The organism is Bifidobacterium rousetti, from assembly GCF_008698235.1.
Lineage (GTDB): Bacteria > Actinomycetota > Actinomycetes > Actinomycetales > Bifidobacteriaceae > Bifidobacterium > Bifidobacterium rousetti.
The window spans coordinates 1-25,377 of record NZ_PEBH01000005.1; the positions used below are offsets into that span (position 1 = coordinate 1).

Annotated in this window: 13 protein-coding genes; 5 read left to right on the forward strand and 8 right to left on the reverse strand. The window is 63.1% G+C overall.

Annotated features, from left to right (window positions below; all coding sequences use genetic code 11):
* Positions 1-2,056: InlB B-repeat-containing protein (locus CSQ85_RS06520; RefSeq protein ID WP_150383390.1), on the reverse strand; the 2,056-nt coding region annotated here is incomplete at its 3' end.
* A 636-nt stretch (positions 2,057-2,692) separates the two neighbouring features.
* Entirely contained in the window at positions 2,693-5,053 is a 2,361-nt protein-coding gene (locus CSQ85_RS06525) for a YfhO family protein (RefSeq protein WP_190972928.1), read from the reverse strand.
* 325 nt (positions 5,054-5,378) lie between these two features.
* On the opposite strand from CSQ85_RS06525, the gene CSQ85_RS06530 reads away from it, so the two are divergent.
* Both CSQ85_RS06530 and CSQ85_RS06535 read left to right on the forward strand, forming a co-directional pair.
* On the forward strand, positions 5,379-6,512 hold the full coding sequence (locus tag CSQ85_RS06530; RefSeq protein ID WP_150383392.1) for a glycosyltransferase family 2 protein: 1,134 nt from the start codon (positions 5,379-5,381) through the stop codon (positions 6,510-6,512).
* Positions 6,509-7,651, forward strand: coding sequence for a glycosyltransferase (locus tag CSQ85_RS06535; protein ID WP_150383393.1), 1,143 nt, complete (start codon positions 6,509-6,511; stop codon positions 7,649-7,651). Before CSQ85_RS06530 ends, CSQ85_RS06535 begins: the two co-directional genes overlap by 4 nt.
* A gap of 114 nt (positions 7,652-7,765) precedes the next feature.
* Here CSQ85_RS06535 and CSQ85_RS06540 read toward each other — a convergent pair whose 3' ends face one another.
* Positions 7,766-9,616, reverse strand: a complete 1,851-nt coding sequence (locus tag CSQ85_RS06540; RefSeq protein WP_150383394.1) for a DUF6020 family protein — start codon at positions 9,614-9,616, stop codon at positions 7,766-7,768.
* 31 nt (positions 9,617-9,647) lie between these two features.
* Positions 9,648-10,847, reverse strand: a complete 1,200-nt coding sequence (locus CSQ85_RS06545; RefSeq protein ID WP_150383395.1) for an acyltransferase — start codon at positions 10,845-10,847, stop codon at positions 9,648-9,650.
* A gap of 80 nt (positions 10,848-10,927) precedes the next feature.
* Between CSQ85_RS06545 and CSQ85_RS06550 the strand changes: the two genes are divergently transcribed.
* A complete protein-coding gene (locus tag CSQ85_RS06550; protein ID WP_150383396.1) occupies positions 10,928-11,884 on the forward strand; it encodes a glycosyltransferase family 2 protein in 957 nt (318 codons plus the stop codon).
* A gap of 215 nt (positions 11,885-12,099) precedes the next feature.
* Here the strand turns inward: CSQ85_RS06550 and CSQ85_RS06555 are convergent, their stop codons facing one another.
* Together CSQ85_RS06555 and CSQ85_RS06560 are read right to left on the reverse strand one after the other, a co-directional pair.
* Positions 12,100-14,721, reverse strand: a complete 2,622-nt coding sequence (locus CSQ85_RS06555; protein ID WP_449495014.1) for an RICIN domain-containing protein — start codon at positions 14,719-14,721, stop codon at positions 12,100-12,102.
* Positions 14,722-15,187: 466 nt separating this feature from the next.
* Positions 15,188-17,587, reverse strand: a complete 2,400-nt coding sequence (locus CSQ85_RS06560; RefSeq protein ID WP_190972929.1) for an RICIN domain-containing protein — start codon at positions 17,585-17,587, stop codon at positions 15,188-15,190.
* 1,630 nt (positions 17,588-19,217) lie between these two features.
* Here CSQ85_RS06560 and CSQ85_RS06565 point away from each other — a divergent pair.
* Positions 19,218-19,784, forward strand: coding sequence for a GNAT family N-acetyltransferase (locus tag CSQ85_RS06565; protein ID WP_150383399.1), 567 nt, complete (start codon positions 19,218-19,220; stop codon positions 19,782-19,784).
* 225 nt (positions 19,785-20,009) lie between these two features.
* On the opposite strand, the gene CSQ85_RS06570 is transcribed toward CSQ85_RS06565, so the two are convergent.
* On the reverse strand, positions 20,010-22,079 hold the full coding sequence (locus CSQ85_RS06570) for a S1C family serine protease (protein ID WP_150383400.1): 2,070 nt from the start codon (positions 22,077-22,079) through the stop codon (positions 20,010-20,012).
* 385 nt (positions 22,080-22,464) lie between these two features.
* Positions 22,465-22,983 (reverse strand): nucleoside deaminase, encoded by a 519-nt coding sequence (locus CSQ85_RS06575; RefSeq protein ID WP_395956480.1) that lies wholly within the window; start codon positions 22,981-22,983, stop codon positions 22,465-22,467.
* A gap of 259 nt (positions 22,984-23,242) precedes the next feature.
* Here CSQ85_RS06575 and CSQ85_RS06580 point away from each other — a divergent pair, with 259 nt between their 5' ends.
* Positions 23,243-25,333 (forward strand): Na+/H+ antiporter, encoded by a 2,091-nt coding sequence (locus CSQ85_RS06580; protein WP_150383401.1) that lies wholly within the window; start codon positions 23,243-23,245, stop codon positions 25,331-25,333.
* The last annotated feature ends 44 nt before the right edge of the window (positions 25,334-25,377 follow it).

A 25,377-nucleotide genomic window follows, 5' to 3' on the forward strand; every position in this document is an offset into this window, starting at 1 on the left:
CGTTGTCGTCCGTCGAGTAGATGTGCACGCCGTCACGCACCAGACGAACCACCGGAGTCGTCGCACGCTGCACCAGCAGATCCTGGGCGGCCTGCAGCTCCTTGAGGAGCGTGGCGGCCTCGTCGGAGGTCAGCTGGCCGTCGGAGCCACCCAGCTGCGCCTTGTGTGCGCCGTACGCCTTCAGGGCGGCGTTCGCCTTGGTCACGGAGTCCGCGGTCCACAGGGACGTGTCCTTCACCTCGTACGCGTCGGTCGTCGGGACGACGGACTCCTGCGGAGCGAGGGAATCGCTGTCGGCGACCTCCCAAGCCGCGTAGAACGTGTCGGTGACGTCCTCCCACGTTGCCGTGGTCTCGTACTTGCCCGGCGCCGTCTCGGTCACGGTCTTCTTCTGGTACTGCAGAAGTCCGGCCGGGGTGATGCGCAGGAGCGTGTCCTCCGGGAGCTTGTCGCCGTCATAGGCGGACACGGCGTGGGTCTTGGCGGCCGTGTAGTAGGTGGCCGTGCTCTCGCTGGCGGCGGGGTACTTCGCGGCGGTGGCCGCGTAGGTCTTGTCGACCTTCACCCACACGGTCTTGTCCTGCTTGAAGGCGTCGTGCTGGTTGAGGACGGAGTTGTCGTACACCTTGAGCCACTCGAAATCGGTCGGGACGGTGTTCTTCGTGTACCAGCCGACGAGCTTGAAGCCGTCGCGGGACACGTCGGTCGGCAGGCCGAACGTCTCGCCGGCGGCGTAGGACTTGGTGGTCTTCTTGCCGGCGTAGCGGTAGTCGAACGTGACCTTCGCCTTGTCGGTCTTCCACACGGCGTACAGATCGGTGTTCTTGTTGATCTTCAGCGAACCGAGGTCCACGACGTCCTGGGTGAACTCGTCAGAGGAGGTCGACCAGCCGGCGAACGTGTAGTCGCCATCACGAGACGGCGTGTACGCGCCCTTCGCGGTCTCGCCCGCCGCGACGTACTCCGTGGCCACGGTCTTGGCCACGCCGTTCACGTACACGTGGTACGTGACGGTGAAGGAGGACGTGGAGCCACCCGTGGCGAGCAGCTCGAGCGTGCCGCCGTACTGCTCGTTCGCGGTCGCGCCGTCAGCCAGCGGGGCCGGGAAACCGGTCTTGGAATCCACGTAGTACCACTTGCCGGCCAGCGTGCTGCCGTCACCCAGATCGATGTCCGTCGGGATCTTCTCGCCGTACTTCACATCAACCGTCTTCTTCGGAGCCGAGCTCTTGACGGTGTAGTACTTAACGGTGGTCGCGTTGGCGCCCGGGTCCTGCGCCTCGAGGGACACGTTGAACGGGCCGTTGCCGGCGAACTTCAGCTTGCCGTCGAAACCGGTCGTCAGATCCTCCAGCGTGACCGGGTCGGTCGCGCCCACCGGGTTGGACACGTTCGCCGCGCTCGGATCGGCCTTCCACTGCTCCACGACCCTCTGGTCGTCCGCCTTGTCCACCGGCAGCTCCCAGGCGGCGATCTTGCCGTCCTGCTTCGCCACCGTCAGACGGTACTGGTTACCGTCCTCGTTCTCGAACGGGGTCTTCGCCGCGTCGCCACCGGCGTACGGGGACGCCGGCGAGGCGAACAGGTCACCCGTCCTCTTCTGGAAGCGCAGGTTCACCTGATTGTCCGGATCCGCCCAATGCGCATACAGGTCGATGTGCTTGGTGACGACCGTGTTCTTGAAATCGAACTTCGCCGAACCATACTCGGCGCCCGTGTACCAGCCCGTGAACACCCAGTCCGCGGCGGTCAGGTTCGCGTCGTTGAGGATGTAGGAGGACGTGGAGTACAGCTCGTCGAGCTTGCTGTCGTTGTCGGTGTCGATGCTATTGAACTCAACGTCGGCGGTGGCGGCGAAGCCACCGGTCGTCCCCTTCACGTTGGCCGCGGGGGCGTCCTTCGGGGAATTCGCGTGCAACGTGATGCTGAAGTCGTACTTCGGCACCGACGCCGTGGCAGCGCTGGCCGTGCCGGCCGCCACGCCCATCGTGGCCAGCATGGCCACGGAGGCGAGGCCCGCGAGCGGCGCGCGCCAGACCTTAGTGTTTCCTGTCATGATTCAGGAACCTTTCTTCTAGGGACATCGGGTTTTTGTATGGAGACCTTCTCCATCCCGACTAAGTCACTTTCTACCCCTACCCCCCGGACATTGTCAACTTGGCTCTCGCAGAACGTCCCACGATCGTCCCAAGAACCGTATCAGCCTGCGTCATGCAAATTCTCAGGAAACGCTGTGTGTAGTAGGTGGACCGCATATGGGTTCAGCCCGCACCCTCCTACGTCTTTCCCTTGGAATCATGCGCGTCTACGTAGCTCTCTCATATCCTATGAACAGTCGCCACTCACCGGATTGACCTCGCCGACGTTTCCTATTTGTTACAGCCGCATATAAGCGAAAGGAATAACCCCGGCGTGTCGTGGCGATCCCCTGCATCCACCACTCACTCCTCGTATGGCGACACGCTGAACGCCCCCCCCCCGCTTAATTGACCCCTTCATGTCCATGAATAGCTTTATCGTTCGGAACTAGGCGCAGGATTTGTGTGCGAGCACGGGTTTTGTACCTGCAGTTGTAATGCGTGACGCAAACGCATTGCGCTTTTCGGGACATCGCGGTGTCGTCAGCCTCCACAGGCTTCGGTCTGTGGAGGCTGACGACATTCTGGAGGCTATTTGATCTCTCAGCAAAGTCTCACAGCTTTGAGAGGAATCCATCCTCTCGTTTGCGCAACACCACCATGACCACCAGCATGATGGCCCCAACTCCCGTGGCGGCAATGAACCAGCCTAATGAACTCGGCTGATACATGAAGCGGACAGTATGATCGCCCGCGGGCACTGTTACGGCGCGAAGAATTCCATTGCCTTTGTATACAGCTGTTCGCTGGCCGTCGATCGTTGCAACCCATCCGTCGGCCGCATATTCGTTGACCAACAGATACCTTGCCTTGTCGCCGGACACCGTAATCGTCATGTTTCCGTTGTCCGTCTCCTCCACGCTGCGAATTCCAGCCGTCGTATCGACGTTTTCGGCCTGAACAGCGGCACTGGTCTTTACACCTTCAGGAGCGCCGTATTCCCTGCTGAAGAACACGGTGTTCTCTTGGTATCGCTTGCTCATCGCGGCCAGCACCTCGTCGTTTGTCTCGAAGACCCGAACGTTATCCACCAGCTGAACTTCGGGAGCGGGATTGTCGAGCTCCTTGACGAGCAGACCGTCATCACCCACGGTCTTCATGCCCTCACCGCTGGAGTATTCAGGATCGTTCTCCTGGGTCTCACTGCTCACGATGAACTTGACGCCCAGATAGCGCAGCAGGTTCTCGTTGCTCACATTCTTGAACACCGTGTTCGTGGGACTCGCCTCATACGCGCTCTTGTCGATCGCCGTGTAGTACGCCTTGATGTCCGGATTGGTCATGCTCAGGCCATGACCACGAATGTCACGAAGACCGTAGAACATAGCTGAATCAACCGGCAGATCCACGTTCTTACCGACGATCTTCTCGCCGTTCCTCGTGTTGTCCTGCAGGTACTTGATCGTGGAGGTCACCTGAGGGACCGCCGAGGAGCCTTTCTGAGTGAGTGGCAGATACTCTATGGCGAAATAGCCCGTGTCGACCATCACAACACCGCACAGCGCCACCGTACACAATACGGACATCACCTTGGACGTCAACGTGACAGCGGCATCCCTTTCACGGTTTCGAACGGCAACGAAACGGAATAGTGCAGGCAGGCACGTACGACATAGCACAACCACTCCGAACACGGCCACTGTAATATACGCGATGCGTCGCTGAAGCGGACCGAATTCGACGTTATTCTCCGATACCAAAGGCGTGCCACGGGTCTTGAACGCGGCATACAGGTACACGACGAATGCCAACGCGCTGACACCCCACACCACGAGCCGCTCACGCATCGTGTCGATCACACGGGTGAGCAAATCATCCATGTTGATGCCGAGCAGCACCGCAAGCGAGAAATTCAGCAGAATGATAATGCGGAACTTAGGCGAAGTGTCGATCATCGGCAGATGCGTAAATACGATGTCAAAGGCCGGCGAGAAAAGCAGAACGGCCACAATCACGGCGGAGCAGGCGAAAAAGCCCGCGCGAGGCTTACTACGGAAACGCACGACGGTGAATGCCACGGTGATGATGGCCAGCACACCTGTATAGAGCATGCTTTCCAGATTGTTTATCGTGTTCTGGGTGGTCATGAACGGGAAGAACATGGTCTTGATCTGTTCCACAGACAGTCCGACAGAGCTCAAAGTTGAGCGCGAGTCGGAATATCCGTTCGATCCGACCGACGTAAGCAGCTCGCCGGTATACGGCAGAGACATGATCGCGCCAAACCCGACCGCACCGATACCAGCGGCCAATGTAGCAGCGAAACGACGCCAACGCCCCCAGTACATGCGGCATGTGTAGAACAGCGCATAGGCAAAGCCGAGGTAGAAGAAGTAGGCGGCGAACGTCGGCATGCCGGCCATCAGCATAAGGAAGGTGAGGATCGCCGTCCATACGATGTACTTGACGCGCAGCTCCTTGACGAGCTTGTCGAGCACGAGGAACAGCAATGGCGCCCACGCACCGACCTCGGTGTGAGGCCAGCCCCGCCATGCGACCATCGCGGCGGAGAGCGCGTACGTGGTGCCGGCGATGAATCCGCCTCGGGATGTGTATCCCAGCTGACGCAGGAAGAAATACATGCCAAGGAACGCAATGATGATCTTGGCGATAGCGATCAGCGGCATTGCGATGCCGAACGGCAAGAGGTACAGGTAGTTGAACGGCGAGAAGTAGAGGTTCACGGTCATCGGCGCGCCGATGCTGAACGTCGGCACCCACGCGGTGATCAGCCCCTGATGCAACGTGGTGTAGGCGATCGGCAGCACGTTGTCCGTGATGTCCGTATAACAGAAGCCCTTCGTGGCCACGTTCTCGGAGGCGAACGGCTTCCAACGGTACAGGCAGTTGGTGTACGAGTAGTTCCAGTTGCCGAAAATAACCGGGCTGTAGACGTACAGCAGAAGGATGATCAATCCGGCCGTGACTGCGAGCGCGGCAATCCTCGCGTTTCGATCTATTGGCAGGAAACAGAAACGGCGAGATCTCGATCGTTCTGATCGCGTTGGTTGAGCCGTGTTACATGCAGACATCTTCTCTACCCATTCTTGGACCTTGAATACCGTTAAGAATCGAGACCGATGGTACATGCGCGACTTAACAACTCGGAACCGGCTATTTAGCGGGGCGTTCATAAGCATTCAATGGGTGCTCCGCAAGTTCAACTCTGCAAGTTCAACCAGTTGAGTACGATGTGGCACTGTTGAGCCTGAACCGCCCTTACGCCTAAGAAGGAAGCCCATGCGCGTCTTCATACAGATACCCTGCCTGAACGAGGAACAGACCCTGCCGCTGGTGCTGGAGAAGATGCCGAAGACCATCCCCGGCGTCGACGAGGTGGAACTGCTCATCATCGACGACGGATGCTCGGATAACACCGTGGAGGTGGCCCGCTCGCTGGGGGTCCGTCACTTCGTCCATCACGCGAAGCCGATGGGCCTGGCGCGTGCGTTCCGCGACGGTGTGGACTACGCACTCAAACACGGCGCCGACATCGTGGTGAACACGGACGGCGACAACCAGTACCCGAGCGAGACGATCGGCGATCTCGTGCAGCCGATCATCCGGCACGAGGCGGATATCGTGGTCGGCGACCGCCAGACCGCGACCATCAAGGAGTTCAGCTGGTTCAAGCGCCGCATGCAAGCATTCGGCTCATGGGTGGTGAACCTCGCGGCCGGCACGCACATCCCGGACGCGGCCAGCGGCTTCCGCGCGTACTCGAAGAACTCCCTGCTGAAGCTCAACATCGTCACCGAGTTCAGCTACTGCATGGAGACGATCATCCAGGCAGGCAACAAGCGCATCGCGATCACCTCGTACGCGATCAAGACGAACCCGAAGACGCGCGAATCGCGACTGTTTTCGAACATCTTCGAGCACATGGCGAAGTCGGGCGGCGCGATCATCCGCAGCTTCCTCATGTTCAAGGCGAACGTGATCTTCAAGTGGGCGGCGATCGTCTTCGGCGTGCTCGGACTGATCCCGTTCGTGCGGTATCTCGTGTATTTCTTCTCTGGCTCCTCTGCGGGTCACCTGCAGTCGATGCTCGCGGGTGTGGCCCTGATCATGTTGTCCGCGTTCTGTGTGGCACTGCAGATCATCTCCGAGGTGCTGCGCATCCAGCGCAAGCTCGTCGAGGACGAGCTGGAGCGGACCAAGGAGCTCATGTACTGCCGCGAGAGCCAGCGCGTATGGGCGCAGCAGGACGAGTGGGGCGGCTACAGCGGGATCTCGATGGGGCTGACGGATTATGTGTCACAGCTGGGAGTGAAGAAGGCCTCCGATACCGCGGACGCCGCGGAAGTCGGAGCCATCGAAGACACTGAGTCCAACAATTCCGTGAATGAAGAAGGTGAGGGCGCCAAGGAGTGACGCAGCAGTCTGTTCGTAAGCCGCGTGTACTGGCGTTCGGCACGTACAACGTGCGCCGGCATCCCCGTGTGGGCATTTTGATCGATGGCCTGCGCGCCAACGGGTGCAAGGTGACCGAGATCAACCATCCGCTGGCTCTGTCGACCGCGCAACGGGTCGATATTCTGCGCAAGCCGTGGAAGCTGTTCGGCTTTGGGTGGGACCTGCTCGTTCTGTGGCATTCCTTGCGGCGTGACGCGCGCGCGTGGATGAGGCGACACGAACGCCCGGACGCAGTGCTCGTGGGCTATATGGGGCACTTCGACGTGCTCTTGGCGCATCACCTGTTCCGCGGGGTGCCGATCATCCTCGACCACATGATCTTCGCGGGCGATACGGCCAAGGATCGCGGTGCGCACGGGCTTAGGGTATGGCTGCTCAACCGGCTCGATCGCATGGCGATCAACGCGGCGACTCTGACCTTGCTGGACACGCAGGAGCATCAGCTCATGTGCCGGCCGAGCGACAGGACGATGGTCATTCCGGTGGGGGCGCCGGCGGAGTGGTATAAGGCCGGGGATGCCGAGGTGACGAGAGTCGCTTCGGGAGCTGTGAAACGGACCAACGACATCGTGTTCTACGGGCTGTACACGCCGTTGCAGGGCGTACCGGTCATCGCAAAGGCCGCTCGTGAGCTCGCTTCGCGCGGGCTGTTCCCGCATTTCACGCTTATCGGCAAGGGACAGGACTACGTCAAGGTCCGCGCGATCGCGAACGGACTGGATAACGTGGAGTTCCGCGAGTGGGTGGAGCCGGAGGATCTGCCCGCGCTGGTCGCCTCACACGCGATCTCGCTGGGCATCTTCTCAACGACGTCCAAGGGGCTGCATGTAGTGCCGAACAAGGTGTACCAGTCGATGGCGGCCGGGTGTGCGGTGATCACCTCGGATACGGCACCGCAGAGGCGTGTGCTCGGAGATGGAGTGGTTTATGTGAAGCCGGGAGATCCCACCGCACTTGCCGATGCCATTGAGGGGTTGCTTGGTGAGCCGGGATTGCTGGCGGAGGCTCAGCGTAGGGCACGTCGAGCTTCCGAGCGGTTTACGGCGGGAATTGTTACTCTGCCTCTGTATCAGTGGATTTTTGGTGTGATGCGGTGAGTATGGTATCGGCTTTGCCGATGCTGTATTTTTTGCAGCCTTTAGCTACTCGGTCTCTCCCCCAGTCAGCCTGCGGCTGACAGCCCCCTCTTCAGAGGGGGCCATAGCGCGCGCTCAACAGTGGTGCTTGTTTCGAGATAGGAGGCAGGAGAGGGACAAGGGCGTCACGTAGATCATGGGAATCAGGTATCGCATGCCTTCGATCGTGGCGCTTGTCGGGGAAACCCAGAGGAACAAGAAGGTGGCAAGCATCGGCAGGAGCCATGCGAAGCGGTCTTTGCGGCGGCGCAGACACTCGTAAACAAGGAATACTGGAAGCCATGTGGCCCAGAGTGCCCTAGAGAAGGGGAGCTGAGCGATGAATGAGCTGACGAACCAGTCCATGGTTTGCTGAACGAACTGGATAGCGGTCGTTCTCGTGACGGATACTCCTAATTGGCCCGCTTCCGCGAACGAGTGGGATGCACCTAACGCATACACATTGGAGACGTTCCGAACCTTCCCGTCCTTCATTGTCTCAGGAGCGCCGAGCCAGCCTTGTTCCAATGCGAGGTACGTCTCGATATACGAACCCGGATGTTCGACCAAACCCTTGACCCACACCCTCATGTAGTCGCCAAGGTACTGGTTCTTCTCGTCGTCCCAGTTGTAACCCTTGACGCTGTCCGTGGCCCACCACTCGTAGCGCTTGTCAACGTCGCGGCCGAGGACGTGGTAAATCACCTCCTTGTCCTGCGGGCTGACCTTGTCCGGATGATCGCGTAGAAGTCTCGCGGACTGCTGGAAGGCGATGCCGAGGACCTCCTGCTTGCCGCCCTCCTGAATGCCGGCGACCGGGAAGACGACCTTGGGGAGGGCGACCATCATCACCAGAGCGGTAATGAGGGCGGGAAGGAAGGCTCGAAGACGGATTCCCCTGCCTGTGCCGGATGCGGCATCGCCCTTCGTGCGGGTATCGCCGTCATTCGCGGCCTTCGTGGTTTTCATGCCCTTCGCCAGGAAGAACAGCAATCCCACGCACGCGACGATCACCACATACAGTCCCGTTTTCTTCGTCAGGGCCATAAGCACAGCGAACACGATGAACGCGGTCAGCGCCCACGGCTTGCGCAGGAAATCACCCTTCGTACGCGCGGTCTCGACGAAGCAGAGCGAGAACAGCAGGAAGTACGGGAGGAACACGGCGTCCTTGACCATCGCACTGGAATACATCGGGAAGATCGGGAACAGCGCGAAGAACAGCATCGCGGCCTTGCACAGCTGACGAGGCACGCCGATCCGCCGAAGATACAGCACGGTGAAGGCGAGCGTGGACGCGGTAATCAGCGACTGGACGATCGCGTACAGGAACACGCCCACGTTGCCGGAGCCGATCAGATTGCCGAACTTGACGAACGAACCGAAGATCAGGGTGTCGAACACCGGGTGGTGGTCGGACAGGTGACTGCCGTCGCCGAACACGTTCGGGATGCCGAAGAACTGCTGGAGCTGCTGCTGGGTGTCGTACCAGATCACGCCAGGGTAGGTGAGAATCAGATACGGGAGCCAGCACAGGTAGATGACGCCCAGGGAACCAAGGAAGCCACGGCGGGTGAAAGGGAACTCGAAGTGGTGCTGGCCTTTGAGTTCGATTCTGCTTTGTGTACTCTGTGCGTAAGGTGCGCGGGATGCGCGGGATGAGGTGTCACGGGAGTCGCGCTCGAAATGGCGGTTCATCCAGCCGACCAGCCAGTCGCCCGCCATGAACAGTGCGAACAGGAACAGGGAGTAGATCACGAATCGGAACGCGTACTGGAACGAGAATCGCAGGTGATCCGTGAGCAGCAGCATGTCGCAGGCGGCGGCGAGGAGGCCCAGGATCGCGGAGATGAGCATCAGGGGCCAGCGGTCGCGCAGGAAGGCGGCGAGGCCGCTTCCGGTGGCATTGTCGCGTCCGACGTGATCGCGCAGTTCAGTCTGTTCCATTGTTCCTTCTCGGGTCGTTTCCTCTACGAATCTATACCGTGAACAGGGTACGCACGCCGGGGATCCTCCTCAAGACCACCGAGACGGCGAGGCAAGCGGCAAAGAGGATCAGTACGCATGCGATGTTGAGGAGGGTGGTGATCGCGCCACTGTTCAGATGCGCTTCGAACACGGCGGCGAGCGCGGGATGCGCCTGTGACTTGGCGAACAGGACGATCGCGATCATGTGCAGCATGTAGATGCCGAACGTGTTCCTGCCGACGGTCTCGACGATCGCGCGGATCGGAGCGGCTTTGTCTCCTGTGCCCTTGACCGTCAGGCACAGCATCAGCGCGAGGAGAGTCGCGGCGAACGTGGGCAGCAGCCAGTAGCCGTAGTCGATGGTCAGGTTCGTTCCCTTCGTCGCGTGCTGGAAGCGCTGGATGCCGAACGAGACCGCGTAGCAGAGGACGACCAGCAGCGCGGCGACTGGACGGCTGATCGAACGCAACGGCCATCGGATGCCGTCGACGCCGCCCTTCAGTCCTTCGGGCATCATCGCGCGGGCGACGAGACCGCCGACCATGAAGTACAGGAGCACATAGCCGTAGGAGCCGAAGATGTAGAACTGGTCGAGAGCGCCGAGGATCGACGTGAACTCGTGGTGTGTGGCGGCGCCGAGCATGTCGAGCAGCACGACGAGCGTGTCCTTGCCGACCGTGAACGCGAACAGTACGGCGAGCACCGTGCGCAGGGCGATGCGGCCGGGATCATCGAACACCAGTTTGACGAGCGGATACACCAGATACACAGCGAGCAGCGCGTTCATGAACCAGAAATAGCCCACCGGATACTCGCCGAAGCCGCCGCCAAGCTGGAATCGGAGGAAATCCTTGACGAGGGTGCCGATCGGGGCGGGGTGCGAGCGGTCGACGAACACGCAGAACAGCGCGACGATCGTCTTCCACACGGCGAGCACGGCGACGATCGTCAGGGTCTTCTTGAAGTGCTTGCGGACGTCGAGCGGGCGGGGCAGGAGCAACGCGCCGTTCACCGCGAAGAACAGCGGCACGCACGCGACGCACAGGGTCGTCAGCAGCGTGCCCGCGACGCCGGACGAGTAGTAGCGCGTGTAGAACGAGTAGTGGAGGATCACCACGAACAGCATCGCAAGGCTTTTGGCGATGTCGTAGCCGATGATGCGCGGTTTCTTCCTGACATGGCTGGCGTGTGCGGGTGTCTGTTCTGGCATGCGATTCCCTTCCTGACTCCGGGATATGACCTTAGCAAGGTGGGCGAACGCTTTCCCCCGCGGCGGCTATAGTGGGGCTCATGCCTCAGCCTGAAGAACCGAAGAATCCGACCGTCGCCGTGTTGCTGCCCTGCTACAACGAGGAAGTGACGATCGGGAAGGTGGTGCGCGACTTCCGCGCCGCACTCCCCCACGCGGACATCTACGTGTACGACAACAACTCCACCGATAAGACCGCGTCGATCGCGGCCGCGGAGGGGGCGATCGTGCGGCGCGAGCCACGTCAGGGCAAGGGCAACGTGATTCGCGCGATGTTCGAGGACATCGACGCCGACGTGTACGTGATGGCCGACGGCGACGACACGTACCCGGCCGATGCCGCGCCGGACATGGTCGCCAAGGTCCTCGAGGGCTACGACATGGTGATCGGCGACCGCCTCTCCTCCACATATTTCCAGGAGAACAAGCGCCCCTTCCACAACTTCGGCAACCGGCTCGTGCGCGGCTCGATCAACGGACTGTTCGGCGCGCACGTCACCGACATCATGACCGGCTACCGCGCGTTCTCGTTCACGTTCGTCAAAACGTACCCCGTGCTCTCGCGCGGCTTCGAGGTCGAGACCGAGATGACGATCCACTCGCTCAACAACAACCTGCGCCTGTTCGAGATGCCGATCCAGTACCGCGATCGCCCGGCCGGCTCGGTGTCCAAGCTCAACACGGTGGGCGACGGCATCAAGGTGCTGTCGACGATCTTCCGCATGATCCGCGAGTACAAGCCGCTGCCGTTCTTCGGCGGGCTGGGCGTGATCCTCGGGCTGATCGGGGTCGCGCTGTGCGGCACGGTCACGATGGAGTTCGTGCACACGGGCATGGTCGCGCGGTTCCCCACGCTGATCGGCGCGGTGATGCTGGTGATCGCGGGGTTGCTGCTGATTATCGCGGGGATCATTCTGGATGTGATGGCGAAGAATGATCGGAAGGTGTTTATCGTGGATGCGAATCGGTTTGCGTATTTGAGGCGGGAGAGGCAGTAGAACGCGCCTATAGTTCGCATCGCTGGACTACCCCTCAGTCCCGCTTCGCGGGCCAGCTCCCCTGACAAGGGGAGCCGAGAGGTGATTGCTCGGCATACCGGTGTCGATCATCCAGCTCCCCTGACAAGGGGGCCGAGATACAGGAAAAGGGTCGGGAACCGAATGGTTTCCGACCCTTTTTCAGTTGGCGCTCAGCAGCGGACTTACTTCACTACTTACTTCACTACCCACTTTTGGGCGTTGGTGCCGTTGGAGGCGTAGACCTGCACGTTGGTGCCGTTGGCAGTGGCTCCGGCCCAGACGTCGATCACGCGCTGGCCGGTCACGGCGGACTGGAACGTGAGCGTGCCGTCGGAGTTCTTGACGGCGATCCACTTCTGCGCCCACGAGCCGTTGGACGAGTACTGCTGCACGTTCGCGCCGTTGTCGGCCGAACCGCCGTTCACGTCCAGCACCTTGCCGGAGCCGACGTTGGTGAAGGTTACGTAGCCCTTGGCGTCGTGCGTAACCTTCCAACGCTGGGCGGGCGTGCCGTTCGACGTGTAGATCTGCACGTTGCCGTAGTTGGCCTTCGAACCGCCGTTCACGTCCAGGACCATCGACTGCTTGGCGGCCGAGGCGATCGTGTACGTGCCGTCGGCGAGATCGCCCTTGTGCGACGCGGCCGCGGCGTCGAGCACGTCACGCAGCGACTTCTCCTTGTCGAGCTTCCACTGCTGCGCGGCGGAACCGTTGTACGTGTACACCCACAGCTGCACGCCGTTCGCGGCGTTGCCCGCGGGGATGTCGAGCGCCTTGTTGGACAGGCCGCTCAGCAGCGTCACGTTGCCGTTGCCCGCGGCGCGAACCTGCCAGTGCTGGCGGCGCGAACCGTCGCTCGTGCGCTGCTGGACGGGCGCCTCGTCCATGTACGAGCCGTTCGCGACCTCCAGCACCTTGTTGGAGTTCACGTTGACGATCTCGTACACGCCGTTGCCGATCTGCGCGAAGCGGAATCGCTGGGCCATCGAATCGTTGGAATCGTAGACCTGCAGGCGGGCGCCGTCGGCGGTGGACGCGCCGGGCACGTCGACGACCTTCTTGGAGTCGACGGCGGAGGTGATGGCGGTCATCACGTCCGAGCCGGGCACGGCCACGCCGGCGGACGGGGTGATGAAGGTCTGCGCGTCGGAGCCGTTCGGCGTCCACAGGCGCACCTGCGTGCCGTTCGCGGTGCTCGCGCCGGCGACGTCGAGCACGAAGTTGCCGAGCGCGGACTGGATATAGTAGCCGTTGCCGGCATCACGCAGAATCCAACGCTGGGCCTTGGAGCCGTTGGCGTCATACTGCTGGACGGTCGCACCGTTGCCCGCGGCTCCGGCTGCGACATCGAGCGCCTTGTTGGAGTTGGCGTTCCTGATCTCGTACGTGCCGTCGGACTGCTTGGTGAACGTGAACTGCTGGGCCTTGGTGCCGTTGTACCCGTACAGCTTCGTCGCCGCGCCGTTCGCGGTGCTCGCGCCCGGGATCTCGACGCTGGAGGAGTCCTTCAGGCCGCTGTTGATGTAGTACGTGCCGTTCGGGATGGTGACCTGATCGAGCTGAGTCACGCTGAAACCGCTGTTGCCATTGCCGCCTGCGGCCGGCGAGCCGTCGGTCGTGCCGAACGCGTTCAGGTCGATCCTGCCGCTCATGCCGGCGACCGAACCGCCGGACGTGTACTGCCAGCCGCGCACCTTGGTGGACCAGTTCTGGAAGCCCATGTAACCGCCGTACTGCGCCACCCAGTGGGTCTTCGCGTGGATATTGGCGTTGTTGAGCGGGCCGTTGAGGTAGCTCGTGTACGAGTACACGGACAGGTTGTTGTAGCCCGCGGACTGCAGCTGGCCGTACCACGCGTTGACGATCGCGTTGTACACGTTCGGATCGGTCGGATGCGCGTGACCGGCCCACGACCACGCCTCAAGGTCGTAGTACACCGGGTAGGCGAGATCGCTCGGGCTCACGCCGGCCTTCTTGAGGAGGTTGACGACGTTCGCGCCCTCCTTGGCGGCCGTATCAGTGTCGTACGCGTACGAGTACAGGTAGATGCCGAACGGGAGGCCGAGGCGCTTCAGCTCGCTGATGTTGCGCTGCGCCTGCTTGTCAAAGCCATTGCCCCAGCCGTAGCCGATGCGCACGATCGCGCCCTCGACGCCGGCGGCCTTCGCGGCCTGCCAGTCGATCGTGTTCTGCCACTCGGAGACGTCGACCACGCCCTTCGCGTTCTTCGCGAACACGTTGTTGCCGGCGTCGAAGAACGCCTGCATGCCGTTGTAGTTGCCCCAGTGGGCGCCGTACTCGTTGTTGCCGAGGGCGGCGGGGGTGACGGTGCCGTCGGTGGTCGACGCGGCGGTCGACGCGGCGGCGTTGTCGCCCTGCGCGCCGGACTCGCCGGACGCACCGGACTCACCCTTGGCGGCGTCCTTCACCGCGGTCTTCACGTCCTTGACGTCGACCGGGATGAACGACTCGCCGTCGGTCTTCGTCAGCGGATCGGGCTGCTTGCTCGCCGTGCCGACCAGCTTCGGGTCGGTCACGGTCTTGCCGGTCTCGATGTCCTTCAGCTTGCCGTCCGTGGTGACCGCGTGATCCTCCGACACGACGGTCGCGCTGTTCGGGATGCTGCTCGCGACCTTGTCCGGCAGTTCGACGCTCGGATTGCCGGGCATCGCCTCGTCCGCCGCGACATCGGCCGTGGCGGAGGTCTGCGCCTGAATGGTCGTCGGCTGAGACTGCGGGTTGACCGGATTAATCGGGTTGATCGCGGTGTCACGCAACGGCTGCGCGAACGCCGGCGCCGCGAACGACACGGCCATCACAGTCGCGGACACCGCCGCGACCAGCTTCAGCGCGCGCGTGCCGAAACGGCGGTCGGCGCCGGTTTTGTTGCCGTCGCCGGTCCTGCCGTCGCCGGTTGTACGAATGGGCATGATTCCTCTTCCCCTATGCCTTCCTCGCTATCGGTCCTTCGAATAGCGTTTTCCACAGTCCACTGTAGGTGATCGAGCAGGCTGTGCGAAGGGCCGTGTTCATTGTTCTGTGCAGAATGTGAACATTCTGTCTGATTGTCTGTCTCTCCCCCAGTCAGCCTACGGCTGACAGCCCGTCCTGTAATTGAGGACGCGCTGCGCGCGGCATCATGCTGGCTCGCCTGTCGGCTCGCACGTTGCCTACAAACAGCTCTGCTGTTTGCTTCACGGCAACGTCCCGTCAGAGGGGGCCGAGAACGTGGTCATGGCCGTCGCCGTCGTGGGCCAGCTCCACTGACAAGAGGGGGCCGAGTCATTGGATCACTCGCCACTGCTGGGCGGGGGTGTAGTTGCCGGCGTAGATCTGGACTCGGGTGCCGAATCGGCTGTCGGCGCCGGGCAGGTCGAAGCTCTTGCCGGAGGAGACGCCGTAGAACGAGACCAGGCCGTTCGCGCCCGACCCGTCGGCGGCGCGCACCATCCAGTGCTGCGCGGTCGACCCGTTGGCGTCGTACTGCTGCAGCTTCACGCCGTTCGCGGTGCCGTTGCCGGGCACGTCGATCACCTTGTTCGATCCGACGTTGCGGATCTCGACCACGTTGTTGCCGACCAGCTTCAGGCGATACCGCTGCGCGCCGGTGCCGTTCGCGCCGTACACCTGCAGCGCACCGCCGTTGGCCCGCGATCCGCCGGAGATGTCGAGCACCAGATTCGACTTGAGCGCCGACTCGATGCGCACATCCTTGTCAATCGGCAGGACCGCGTTCACCGACGCGAGACCGAACTTCTGCGCGGCGGAGCCGTTCGGGCTGTACAGGGCCGCGACCGACCCGTCGGCCGTGCGACCGTTGCTCAGGTCGAGCACGTAGTCGCCCAGCGCGGACTGGAGGTAGTAGCCGGAACCGGAATCGCGGATGAACCAATGCTGGGCGGCGGTGCCGTCGGGCGCCCACTGGCGGACCTCCGCGTTGTTCCACGCGCGGGCGTCGGCCACGTCGAGCGCCTTGCCGGTCGCGACGTTTGTGATCTCGTAGCTGCCGTCGGGCTGACGCGTGAACGTGAACTGCTGATTGGCCTTGCCGGTGGCGGAGTGGAGCTCGGTGCGCACGCCGTCGGCGGTCGCATCGGCCGGAATCTCGATGCTGGACGAATCCTTCGCGACCGAGTTGATGTAGTACGCGCCGTTCGGTACGTTGACCGCCGGCATGCCGGACGGACGGATCATGTAGCCGAGGACGCGCGCGCGGATGATCTCCATGCGATCCCACACCTGCTGGCCGGGGCAGAGCGTGTGATTGAGGTCGCCGCCGATGTAGTGACTCGGGTCGCCGTGACCGGTCACGCGCTGCTGCGTGCCCTGGAACTGGAACGTGCCGAACGGGCTGGGGATGCCGAGCGCCTTGAACTCCCACGCGATCGCGGCGGCCGTCGACTCGATCTGCGCGTCGGTCGGGGCGACATCGAGGTGATAGCTGCCGAGCATCGCCACGCCGAACGTGTCACGGTTGAAACCGACCGCCTGCGCGCCCTCGACCTGGCTGGCGGGCACGACCTGGTTCGCCGCGCCCTCATCGCGGCCCTCCCAGATGCCGCCGAAACGGTCGACGATGAGCTGGTAGCCGACGTCGCCCCAGCCGCGCTGCGTGTTGTGGAACAGGTAGATGCCGTTGATCATCGCGGGCACCTCGGCCTGCGTGTAATCATTGCGATCGACGGTGTGATGCACGATCGCGCCCTTCCAATGGCTGTCGCGCTTCGGCCTCCACGTCATCGCCGGATTGCCGGGCACCCACCACTCCTCGCGCGTGTGGATGCGCCCGGTCGCGGTGACGGCCGTGGCCGTGCGGACGGTAGGGGTTGCGGTGGTAGAGGCGGAAATGGCGGACCGAACCGCACCGGCCTCCTCGACAGGGTACGTGTCATCGACACTCGCCTTATCTGTCGTATCCGCCTTGCTCTCACTGCTCTCACTGCGGTAGGCGCTGGTCTGCGCGTCGCCCACTGCGGAATAGCCGGAGTCGATGGTGACGAGCTTCGCCTCGGTGAGGGTCTGACCGGCGGCCGGGGTGAGCTGCGCCTCGACCTTGGTCGCGTCGCCGACGTAGTAGGAGGGGCTGACGCCCATCTTGCCGAAGTCGTCATCGACCGAGGGGATGGTCTGCCAGTCGCTCCACGCGTTGTCGCGGAAGTAGCGCAGCTGGTAGGTGGGCGCCTTGTCCGCGTCCTTCATGTCCTGCTGCTTCCACGTCACGCCGACCGTGGCGAGGCCGGAGAGCTCGGCGGACACGGTCACCGGCTGAGGCTGAGGTGCGGACGGGGATGCCGGGGCAGCCGACGAACCGGAACCCTGCTGGGGTTCGGCCGAGCGAGATCGCGGCTCGGCGGACAGCGAGTAAGGATCAACGGCGTTGTCGCCGGACTCGCCACCGCTGCTGGAACCGTGCTCACCCGCATCGCCCGAGACATCTCCCCCGTTCGGCGCCACGGCGGCCGGCGCGCTGAACGACTGCTGTTCGACTTGGGGCTCGTGGGTTTTGGCGACGCGCTGCACGCCGTCGGCGGATGTGTCTGCGATCGGAGCAGCGGAAACCGCCGAACCGGCTGCGGCACTCGCAACCGCATTCGCGTCCGCGATCTGCGGGGCGGCCTGCGCCGACGCCATCGGCATCATCATCGCGATGGCGGCGAGCGCACCCACCGCAGCGGAAATCACGCCATGCCTTGATCGCCCCGGCAATCGACCCGACGAACCCGACATATGAGGACCTGACACATAATGCTGATTCGACCGGCTACGATCCGGTCGACCGTTACCCGACTTGCCCAACCAATCACGACGCATACGCCGCCTTCTTTCTCCCGGTTCCGTCCGATCGCCCCGCTCTCGTTCGCCTGTGAAACCGCGGTTCGTGAGGGCACCGGCGCGATCAGACCACTACCCCGCACAGTAGCACCAACGCTGCCACTTCCCCACCGCCCCGGTATGGCACAACTCATTTTCCACGGTCCGCCGCGGCATGTGAACCTCCGGACCAGCGCCTTGGCCCCGAGACCCCGGCACATCAGGACCGAGGCAGCCTTCCTGGAAGCATCGTCATAACGACGCCTGTGATTCCCGCACATGAGAAACCGCGCTTTCCGATCATCGAATCCGAATTACTTCAGTCCGATAATCAGGGTGCGGTTCAACCGAACACCGTCTCAGAGCACACGCTCAGGCCTTTGTACACGCTTATCTCGCTTGTAAAGGGTACTTTTCGCTGTTTGCAGACATCTATCTGCGTTACGAGGGGTACCTGCGCTGGGTATACAGGCCGAAAAATGGCTTGGTCGCAACGGGGTCAAGCCGTTTTCAGGCTCGGATACTTCACATAGGTACCCCTCGTAAGCGAGATAGATGTACACAAGAGCCGAAAAGTACCCCTCGTAAGCGAGATACCCTTCCCAGCTCCCCTTCTAGCTGCCTCCAACAGCGCAATCCGGGTGGCGCCAGCCCACTGCTCACCGGAACCGCCCCAGCAAGGCGTCCATCTCTGAACTCACCCCATCCATGTCCATTCACGATCCCACTATGTCCGACCGCCCAGATGCGCCCGTGCCCGCCCACGCCGTATCCGCTTCCAAATTCATTGATCGCTATGCGGCCGACGGCCAAAGTGCGACCGGTGGCCGTATGTCGACATACCCCAATGGCCATGGTCAGGTTTTTGCGACGGCAGGGTCACATCGTGAACGATGTAGTTACGTTCCTCGCCACGCGTCCTACGGTGGAAAGCGTTCGGCGGGGCGGACATTTATCATACGGAAACAGCGATATTGGCACCCAAGATAACGAAGGAGTTCGTGGGCTGATCGCTTATTCGGATTGCGTGTTGTCGATCTGATCGGGGTCATGGCATGTGATCTCCGCCAGATGCACAACATGGAACACAATTTCATACGCATGCATGCGCATTGCCGTCGCAATGACGCTGCATACACTCCGATTCTCGGCGCATCATGCTTCAGACCGCTCCCCACAAGGGAATCAGCGAAGTTCGCCGCCGAATCGTCAACCAATCAGGGTCTGTGATCGAAGCACAGCCAGGGCGCCGAAACCCGGCAGAGTGCACGGTCGGCGCATATTCCCCGATACACGCCGATCGTCGTCGATCAATGCATCGCCCTGCCCTCCGCTGAATCACTCCGCCAACATCGGACGCCATCCGAACCGTTCGCGCCCCGCGCAGACTGAGAACCTGCGCCTGACGAACACGTTTCGGGGAACGCTACGTGCCGCCAACCCCCGGCAACATCAATAGCAACATCAATGACAAGAAGAGCAGAGATAGAAAGGATTAATCATGGGAAAAGTGAAGAAGCGGCTCAAGCCGCGACCTCCATCGCTGCGAAAACCGACGATGGACGATCTGCCGGCGCTGTTCGACATCTTCTCCGACCCGCGCGTCTGGTGGAACCAGACCGGGTCCGCGCACGATGACATCGACGTCACCCGCGCGATGCTGGAACAGTGGATCGCCGACTGGGTCTACGACGCGCTCGGCATCTGGGTCGCGTGCACCCGCAACGGTGAGATCGTCGGCGCGGGAGGCGTGCGACGCTGCGGCAACGCCTGGCATCTGCGCTATTGCGTCGCGCCGCGGCACTGGCACAAGGGATACGGCTCGTATCTGGCGGCCGCGGGCGCGACTGCCGCGACCTATTTTGACAAGGAGATGCCGGTGTTCCTGACCACGTTGCGCGACAATTTCACATCGTGCCTGATCGCCGACAAGCTTGATTTCATGCGGGTCCGCAACGATTTCGATTCGATTTCGGGGTCGTCCGCGCGCCGCATCTACGCGAACCGGCTGGTCAGCGCGGAGGTGATCAACGAGTACCTCAACGCGCGGTTGAAGCTGCTGGAGTAGTCGGGACTTGAGCCGAACTAACAAACACCTGAACAGGAGGGAAGAGATGGCGAAGCCCCGCGGGGTGCCGAGCGGATTGGTATCGCTCGGTACGCCTCGCGGGGCTTCATTTTATGGCGTTATCGCCGTTATCGGCCGGGGGTAACCAGACCAGCCGGACCAACCGGACCAGCCGGACCAACCGGACCAGCCGGGGCCGGGTATTGGCCAGAGTCCGGCGCGGGATCACCAGCCGAAGGGGAAGCCGAAGCTGTCGCTGCCACCGTCGCTGTTGCCGTCACTGCCGCTGCCGCCGTTGTTCTGGCTGTTGCCGCCGTTGCCGTTGCTGCCGCTGTTGCCGCTGCCGTTGCTCGACTCGGAGCGGTTGGAGCCGTTGACAGCCTCCTCCTGCTGGTCGAGCGTCACGTCGACGTCCATCGTCTTGCCGTCGCGCACGATGGTGAGCGTCGCCTTGTCGCCGAGGGCGGCGGCGCGCACGTAGCCGAGCAGGGAGGCGTTACTGCTCACCGCGTTGCCGTTGAACGCGACGATCGTGTCGCCCTCCTTCAGACCCGCCTTCTCGGCCGGGGAGCCGGAGACGACCGCGGAGCCGGACGAGCCCTTGGTGATCTTCGCGCCGGCGCGGGTCACGCCGTCGGCCTCAACCGTGTCGGACGTGATCGTGATGCCGAGCGCGACGTGCTTGACCGAGCCGTTCTGGATGATCTCGTTGGCGACGCGCTTGACGAGGTTCGACGGGATCGCGAAACCGATGCCGATCGATCCGGCGGAGCTGGACGAGGACGAGCTGGACGTGGAGGCGATCGACGAGTTGATGCCGATCACCTGGCCGGCCGCGTTGAAGGTCGGGCCGCCGGAGTTGCCGGGGTTGATGGCCGCATCGATCTGCACGGCGTTGGTGACGATGTCGTTGTTCTCGTCATCCATCACGGTCACCGGGCGATTGAGCGCGGAGACGATGCCGGTGGTGGCGGTGTCGTCGTAGCCGAGCGGGTTGCCGACGGCCATGATGTTCTCGCCGACCGCGAGCTTGTCGGAATCGGCGAACGTGACGGCCTTGAGGTCGCTCGGCGGGTTGTCGAGCTTGATGACCGCCAGATCGGTGGTGGTGTCGGTGCCGACGACCTGCGCCGAATACATCTGGCCGTTGGAGAGGGTCACCTGGATCTGCTGCGCGCCGGAGATCACGTGGTTGTTGGTCACGATGTGACCGTCCTTGTCGAGGATCGCGCCGGAGCCCTTGGCAGTGCCGTTCGACAGCTGGGTCTGGATGGAGACCACGGAGCCGGAGACCTGCTTGGCGACGGCCTGCCAGTCGGGCGCCTCGCCGGACTTGGCGGTGGCCGTGCCGGAACCGGAGGTGCTGGAGTCGACGTTCGTCAGCGAGCTGGTGGTCGGCACGCGGACGGCGCCCGAGGTAATGGCGGCGTATCCGACGCCGAGGCACAGCGCGGCGGAGACGAGCGCGGCGACCACGCCGGTCAGGATCAGTCGGCCGGTGCCGGTGGAGGACTTGGCGCCGGGCTGGGAGCCTGGCTGCGGGCCGAACTGGCCGTTTTCGGGCTGGTTCGGCTGGCCGTTCTGGCCGTTCTGGCCGCCGAACGGGTTGAAGCCGCCGAACGGGCCACCGTTGTTGTTGCCGTTGCCGCCGTTGCCCGCGCCGCTGTTCGAGCCGTTGGCACCATTCGCACCATTCGGCGCGGCGAACGGGTTGCCGGAGGTGTTGGTGTTGGACGCGCCGGGGACACCGAACGGGTTGCCGCCGAAGCCGGCGTTCTGGCCGTACTGCGGCTGCTGGCCCGGCTGACCCGGCTGACCGTTGTTCGCGAACGGGCCGGGCTGGCCGACGGGCTGGTTGCTCTGGCCGTTCTGAGCCGGGGTCGGCGTCGGGACCGGGCCGTAGGCACCGTATTCCGGCGCCGGACGGTACTGGCCGTACGCCGGCTGGGACTGGGTGGGCTGCTCGGACGAGGCCGAGGCCGAAGCAGTCGAAGCGACCGGCTTCGAGGAGACCACAGTCTGTTCGCCCGCGGCGGAAGCGTAATCGGGCTTCACCTCGTCGGCGGAGGTCTGGGCGGTCGCGATCGGCACAGTGCGATCCGTGTGATCCGTGCGGTCCGTGCCGTCACCGGCACCTGCGGCGACCGGGGAGATCGTCTCGGTGGGCTGCTCGCCCGCGTTGCCTGCGGTTCCCGCGTTCGTCGGGGACGGGATGTGCTGCGTTTCCTGCGCGTCGTGCTGCGGCTGCGCGTTCTGGCCACCCTGCGGGGCCCAGTTGTTCTGCTCATCAGCCATAATCGTTTGCTCCTTCATATGACCGGCGGATCGGGTTTCTCTACAGCAATCGCATCGCCGGTTCGTATTGCTACCTAAGAGTAAAAGCGCCGCCTCTGGAAGTTTCCTGAACGTTAGTTGGAAGTGATGAGTGAGTTTTCTTCCGACTTTCCGCATATCTGCGTTACGAGGGGTACTTTTCCGTTGTTCCGGACCTCTATCTTGCTTACGAGGGGTACCCACGCCGGATATACAGCGTCCAAAACGCCCTAACCGCAACGAGGTAAAGCCATTTTGGGCCTCTGATACTTCACCTCGGTACCCCTCACAAGCGAGATAGAGCTCCGCAAATACGGAAAAGTACCCCTCATAAGAGAGATATGCTCCGACAGCACCGCTCGAATGATCAGATCGGCTCTACCGCACGCGGATCCGCTGGCCCCGACTCCGCGCTACCCCGCCGCCCGGCGAAGAAGGATGACAGGATGCGCGCGCACTCCCCCTCGCGGATGCCGCCGATCACCTCGGGGGTGTGGCCGATATGCGGGTCGCGCGGAATGTCCCACACCGATCCGCAAGCGCCGAGCTTGGCGTCCCACGCGCCGAACACGATGCGCCCGATGTGCGTCTGCAGGCACGCGCCGGCGCACATCGGGCACGGTTCCAGTGTGACGACCAGCGTGTAGTCGGCAAGATTCCAGTCTCCCCCGCGGGCCTCGGCGGCCGCGCGCATCGCGATGACCTCGGCGTGGGCCAGCGGGTCGCCGCCGGCTTCGCGCGTGTTGTATCCCCGGCCGATGATTGCTCCGGATGCATCGAGCACCAGCGCGCCGACCGGCACATCGCCGGCCCCGGCCGCGAGCGCGGCCAGCGCGAGGGCCTCGCCCATCACATCGTTCAGTTCATCGAGCAGCATGGAACTCATGAGCCCCAAGTCTACGGGCCATTCCCTCCCCTCCCGCTCCGCCACACGCTTAACGTTTTCCTAACGCCTTTTCTATAATCTGTGCAGCGCTTCCCTGCGCCGGCGAGCGCGCGAGCGCGGGGTGCACAAGCGAGAGGGAGAGCCGCGCGAGGAACGACGCGAAACATCGCGAATCGATGCGGAACGGCACACAAACGGCGCAAAACGGCGCACAAACGTCAAGAAGCAGTCAAGAGGCGGTCGAGGAACGTAGGGGATTATGGGTGTTGTCCAACTGATACTGTGCATTATCGCGGCCGTCGTGCTGTCCTCGTTCCTGAGCCGCTTCATTCCGAAGGTCTCGACCCCGCTCGTGCAGATCGCGCTTGGCGCGGTCGCCTCGCAATTGCCGTTCTTCCCCAACGTGCAGCTCAACCCTGAGCTGTTCATGGTGCTGTTCATCGCCCCGCTGCTGTATCTCGAGGCGCATGAAATCGACAAGTCGGCGCTGCTGAAATCGTTGAAACTGAGCCTGTCTCTGGCGATCGGACTCGCGATCGCGACGATGGTGGCGGTCGGTTTCGTCCTGCACGCGCTCTGGCCGCTGATCCCGCTGGCGGCGGCCCTCGCCCTGGGTGCGGCGCTTGGCCCGACCGACGCGGTCGCGGTCTCCTCGCTCGGCAAGGAGGCGTCGCTGACGCTGCGTCAACGCGGCGTCTTGAAGGGAGAATCGCTGTTCAACGACGCTTCCGGCATCGTCGGCTTCCAGTTCGCGATCGCCGCCGCGGTGACCGGCGAGTTCGCGGTGGGCGAGGCCACGGTCCGCTTCGTCCTGTCGTTCATCGGCGGCGCGCTGTTCGGCCTCGTGGTGGGGCTCGCCGCGAACTGGCTGTTCGAGTCGATCCGTTCCCTCGGCTGGGAGACGACGACCACGCGCATCCTGATGGAGCTGTTCCTGCCGTTCCTCCTCTATCTGGGCGCGGAGGAGGTGCACGTCTCCGGCATCCTGTCGGTGGTCGCGGCGGGCCTGCTGGTGCGCTTCGACCGCACCGGCGTCGGCCCGAACGTGGCGCGTACGAACATCGTGGCGTCCAGCGTGTGGGGCGTGCTGTCGTTCACGCTCAACGGCACGGTGTTCATCCTGCTGGGGATGCTGCTGCCCGGCGCGATGCGCACGAGCTGGTCCGACCCGTGGGTGAGCAACCGGATGCTCGTCACGGCGATTCTGCTGGTCACGGCCGTGTCGGTCGGATTGCGATTCCTCTGGATCGTGGCGATGCTGTGCATCGCGCGCGACGTGAACACCGGACTGCGCCGCCCGATGACCGCCGAGCGTTGGCGATCGGCCGCGGTGATGACGTTCGGCGGCCCGAAGGGCACGATCACCCTGTCGCTGATGTTCACGATCCCCTACGCGCTGTCCGGCGGCACGGCGTTCCCGATGCGCGACGAACTGATTTTCATCGCCTCGGGCGTGATCATCCTGACGCTGCTGCTCGCGAACTTCCTGCTGCCGTTGCTCGCGCCGTATCGCGCGAAGGATGATGACGGGGAGTTGACGGAGATCACGATCGAGGTGCTGCGACGCACGGTCGAGGAGCTGACGGGGCGTATCACGCCGGAGAACCGTCGCGCGGTGCTTATGGTGATCGACTCGTACACGAAGCGGATCAGCCGTCTGAAGCATCGCATCGGCGCGCTCGATCCGGCCGGATACAGTCGCCTGCAGATCCAGGCGCTCAACTGGGAGAAGGAGTTCGTGCACGACCGGCTGCGCGGCGCGAAGGCGCATCCCGATCCGGACAAGGCCGTGCAGGAGCTCAACGTCGAGGCGTGCGAGCGCATGCTCGACCAGATCATGAACGCGCTGCGTCACACGAACGAGGGGCCTCAGATCGGCAGGGGGCGGATCGGCTGGCAACTCGGCTGGCAGATCGGCGGACGCATGCGCGGGCTGCGGCATCGGACGATGAACCTCGTCAAACGCACGATCAACCGCATCCGCCGCACCGCGCCACTGGTGAGCGAGGATCAGATCTTCGCGCGCACGCGCCGGCTGCAGGTGGAGGCGATCGAGCATGTGATCGCGATGCTCGAGGACGAGATGAGCCGCGACCGGTACAACACCGAGTTCTGCTCGGCGCTGATCCTCGACTACCGTCGCGCGGAGGCGTCGCTGAGGTCCCGGCCGAACGTGGAGGGTTCGGCCGCCGCGGTCGGCAAGGCCGAGGAGGTCAAGCGCGACAGCTACGGCATCGAGCTCGGCATCGTGCAGGACATGCTCGAGGCCGGCGACATCTCCCGCTCCCAGGCCAGGGCGCTGAGACGGAACGTCTATGTCATGCAGGTCGATGCCGATTCCGGCATCTGATCTGCATCATCTGCCCCGCGGCCCGTTGGCCGTTCTTCTCTCCC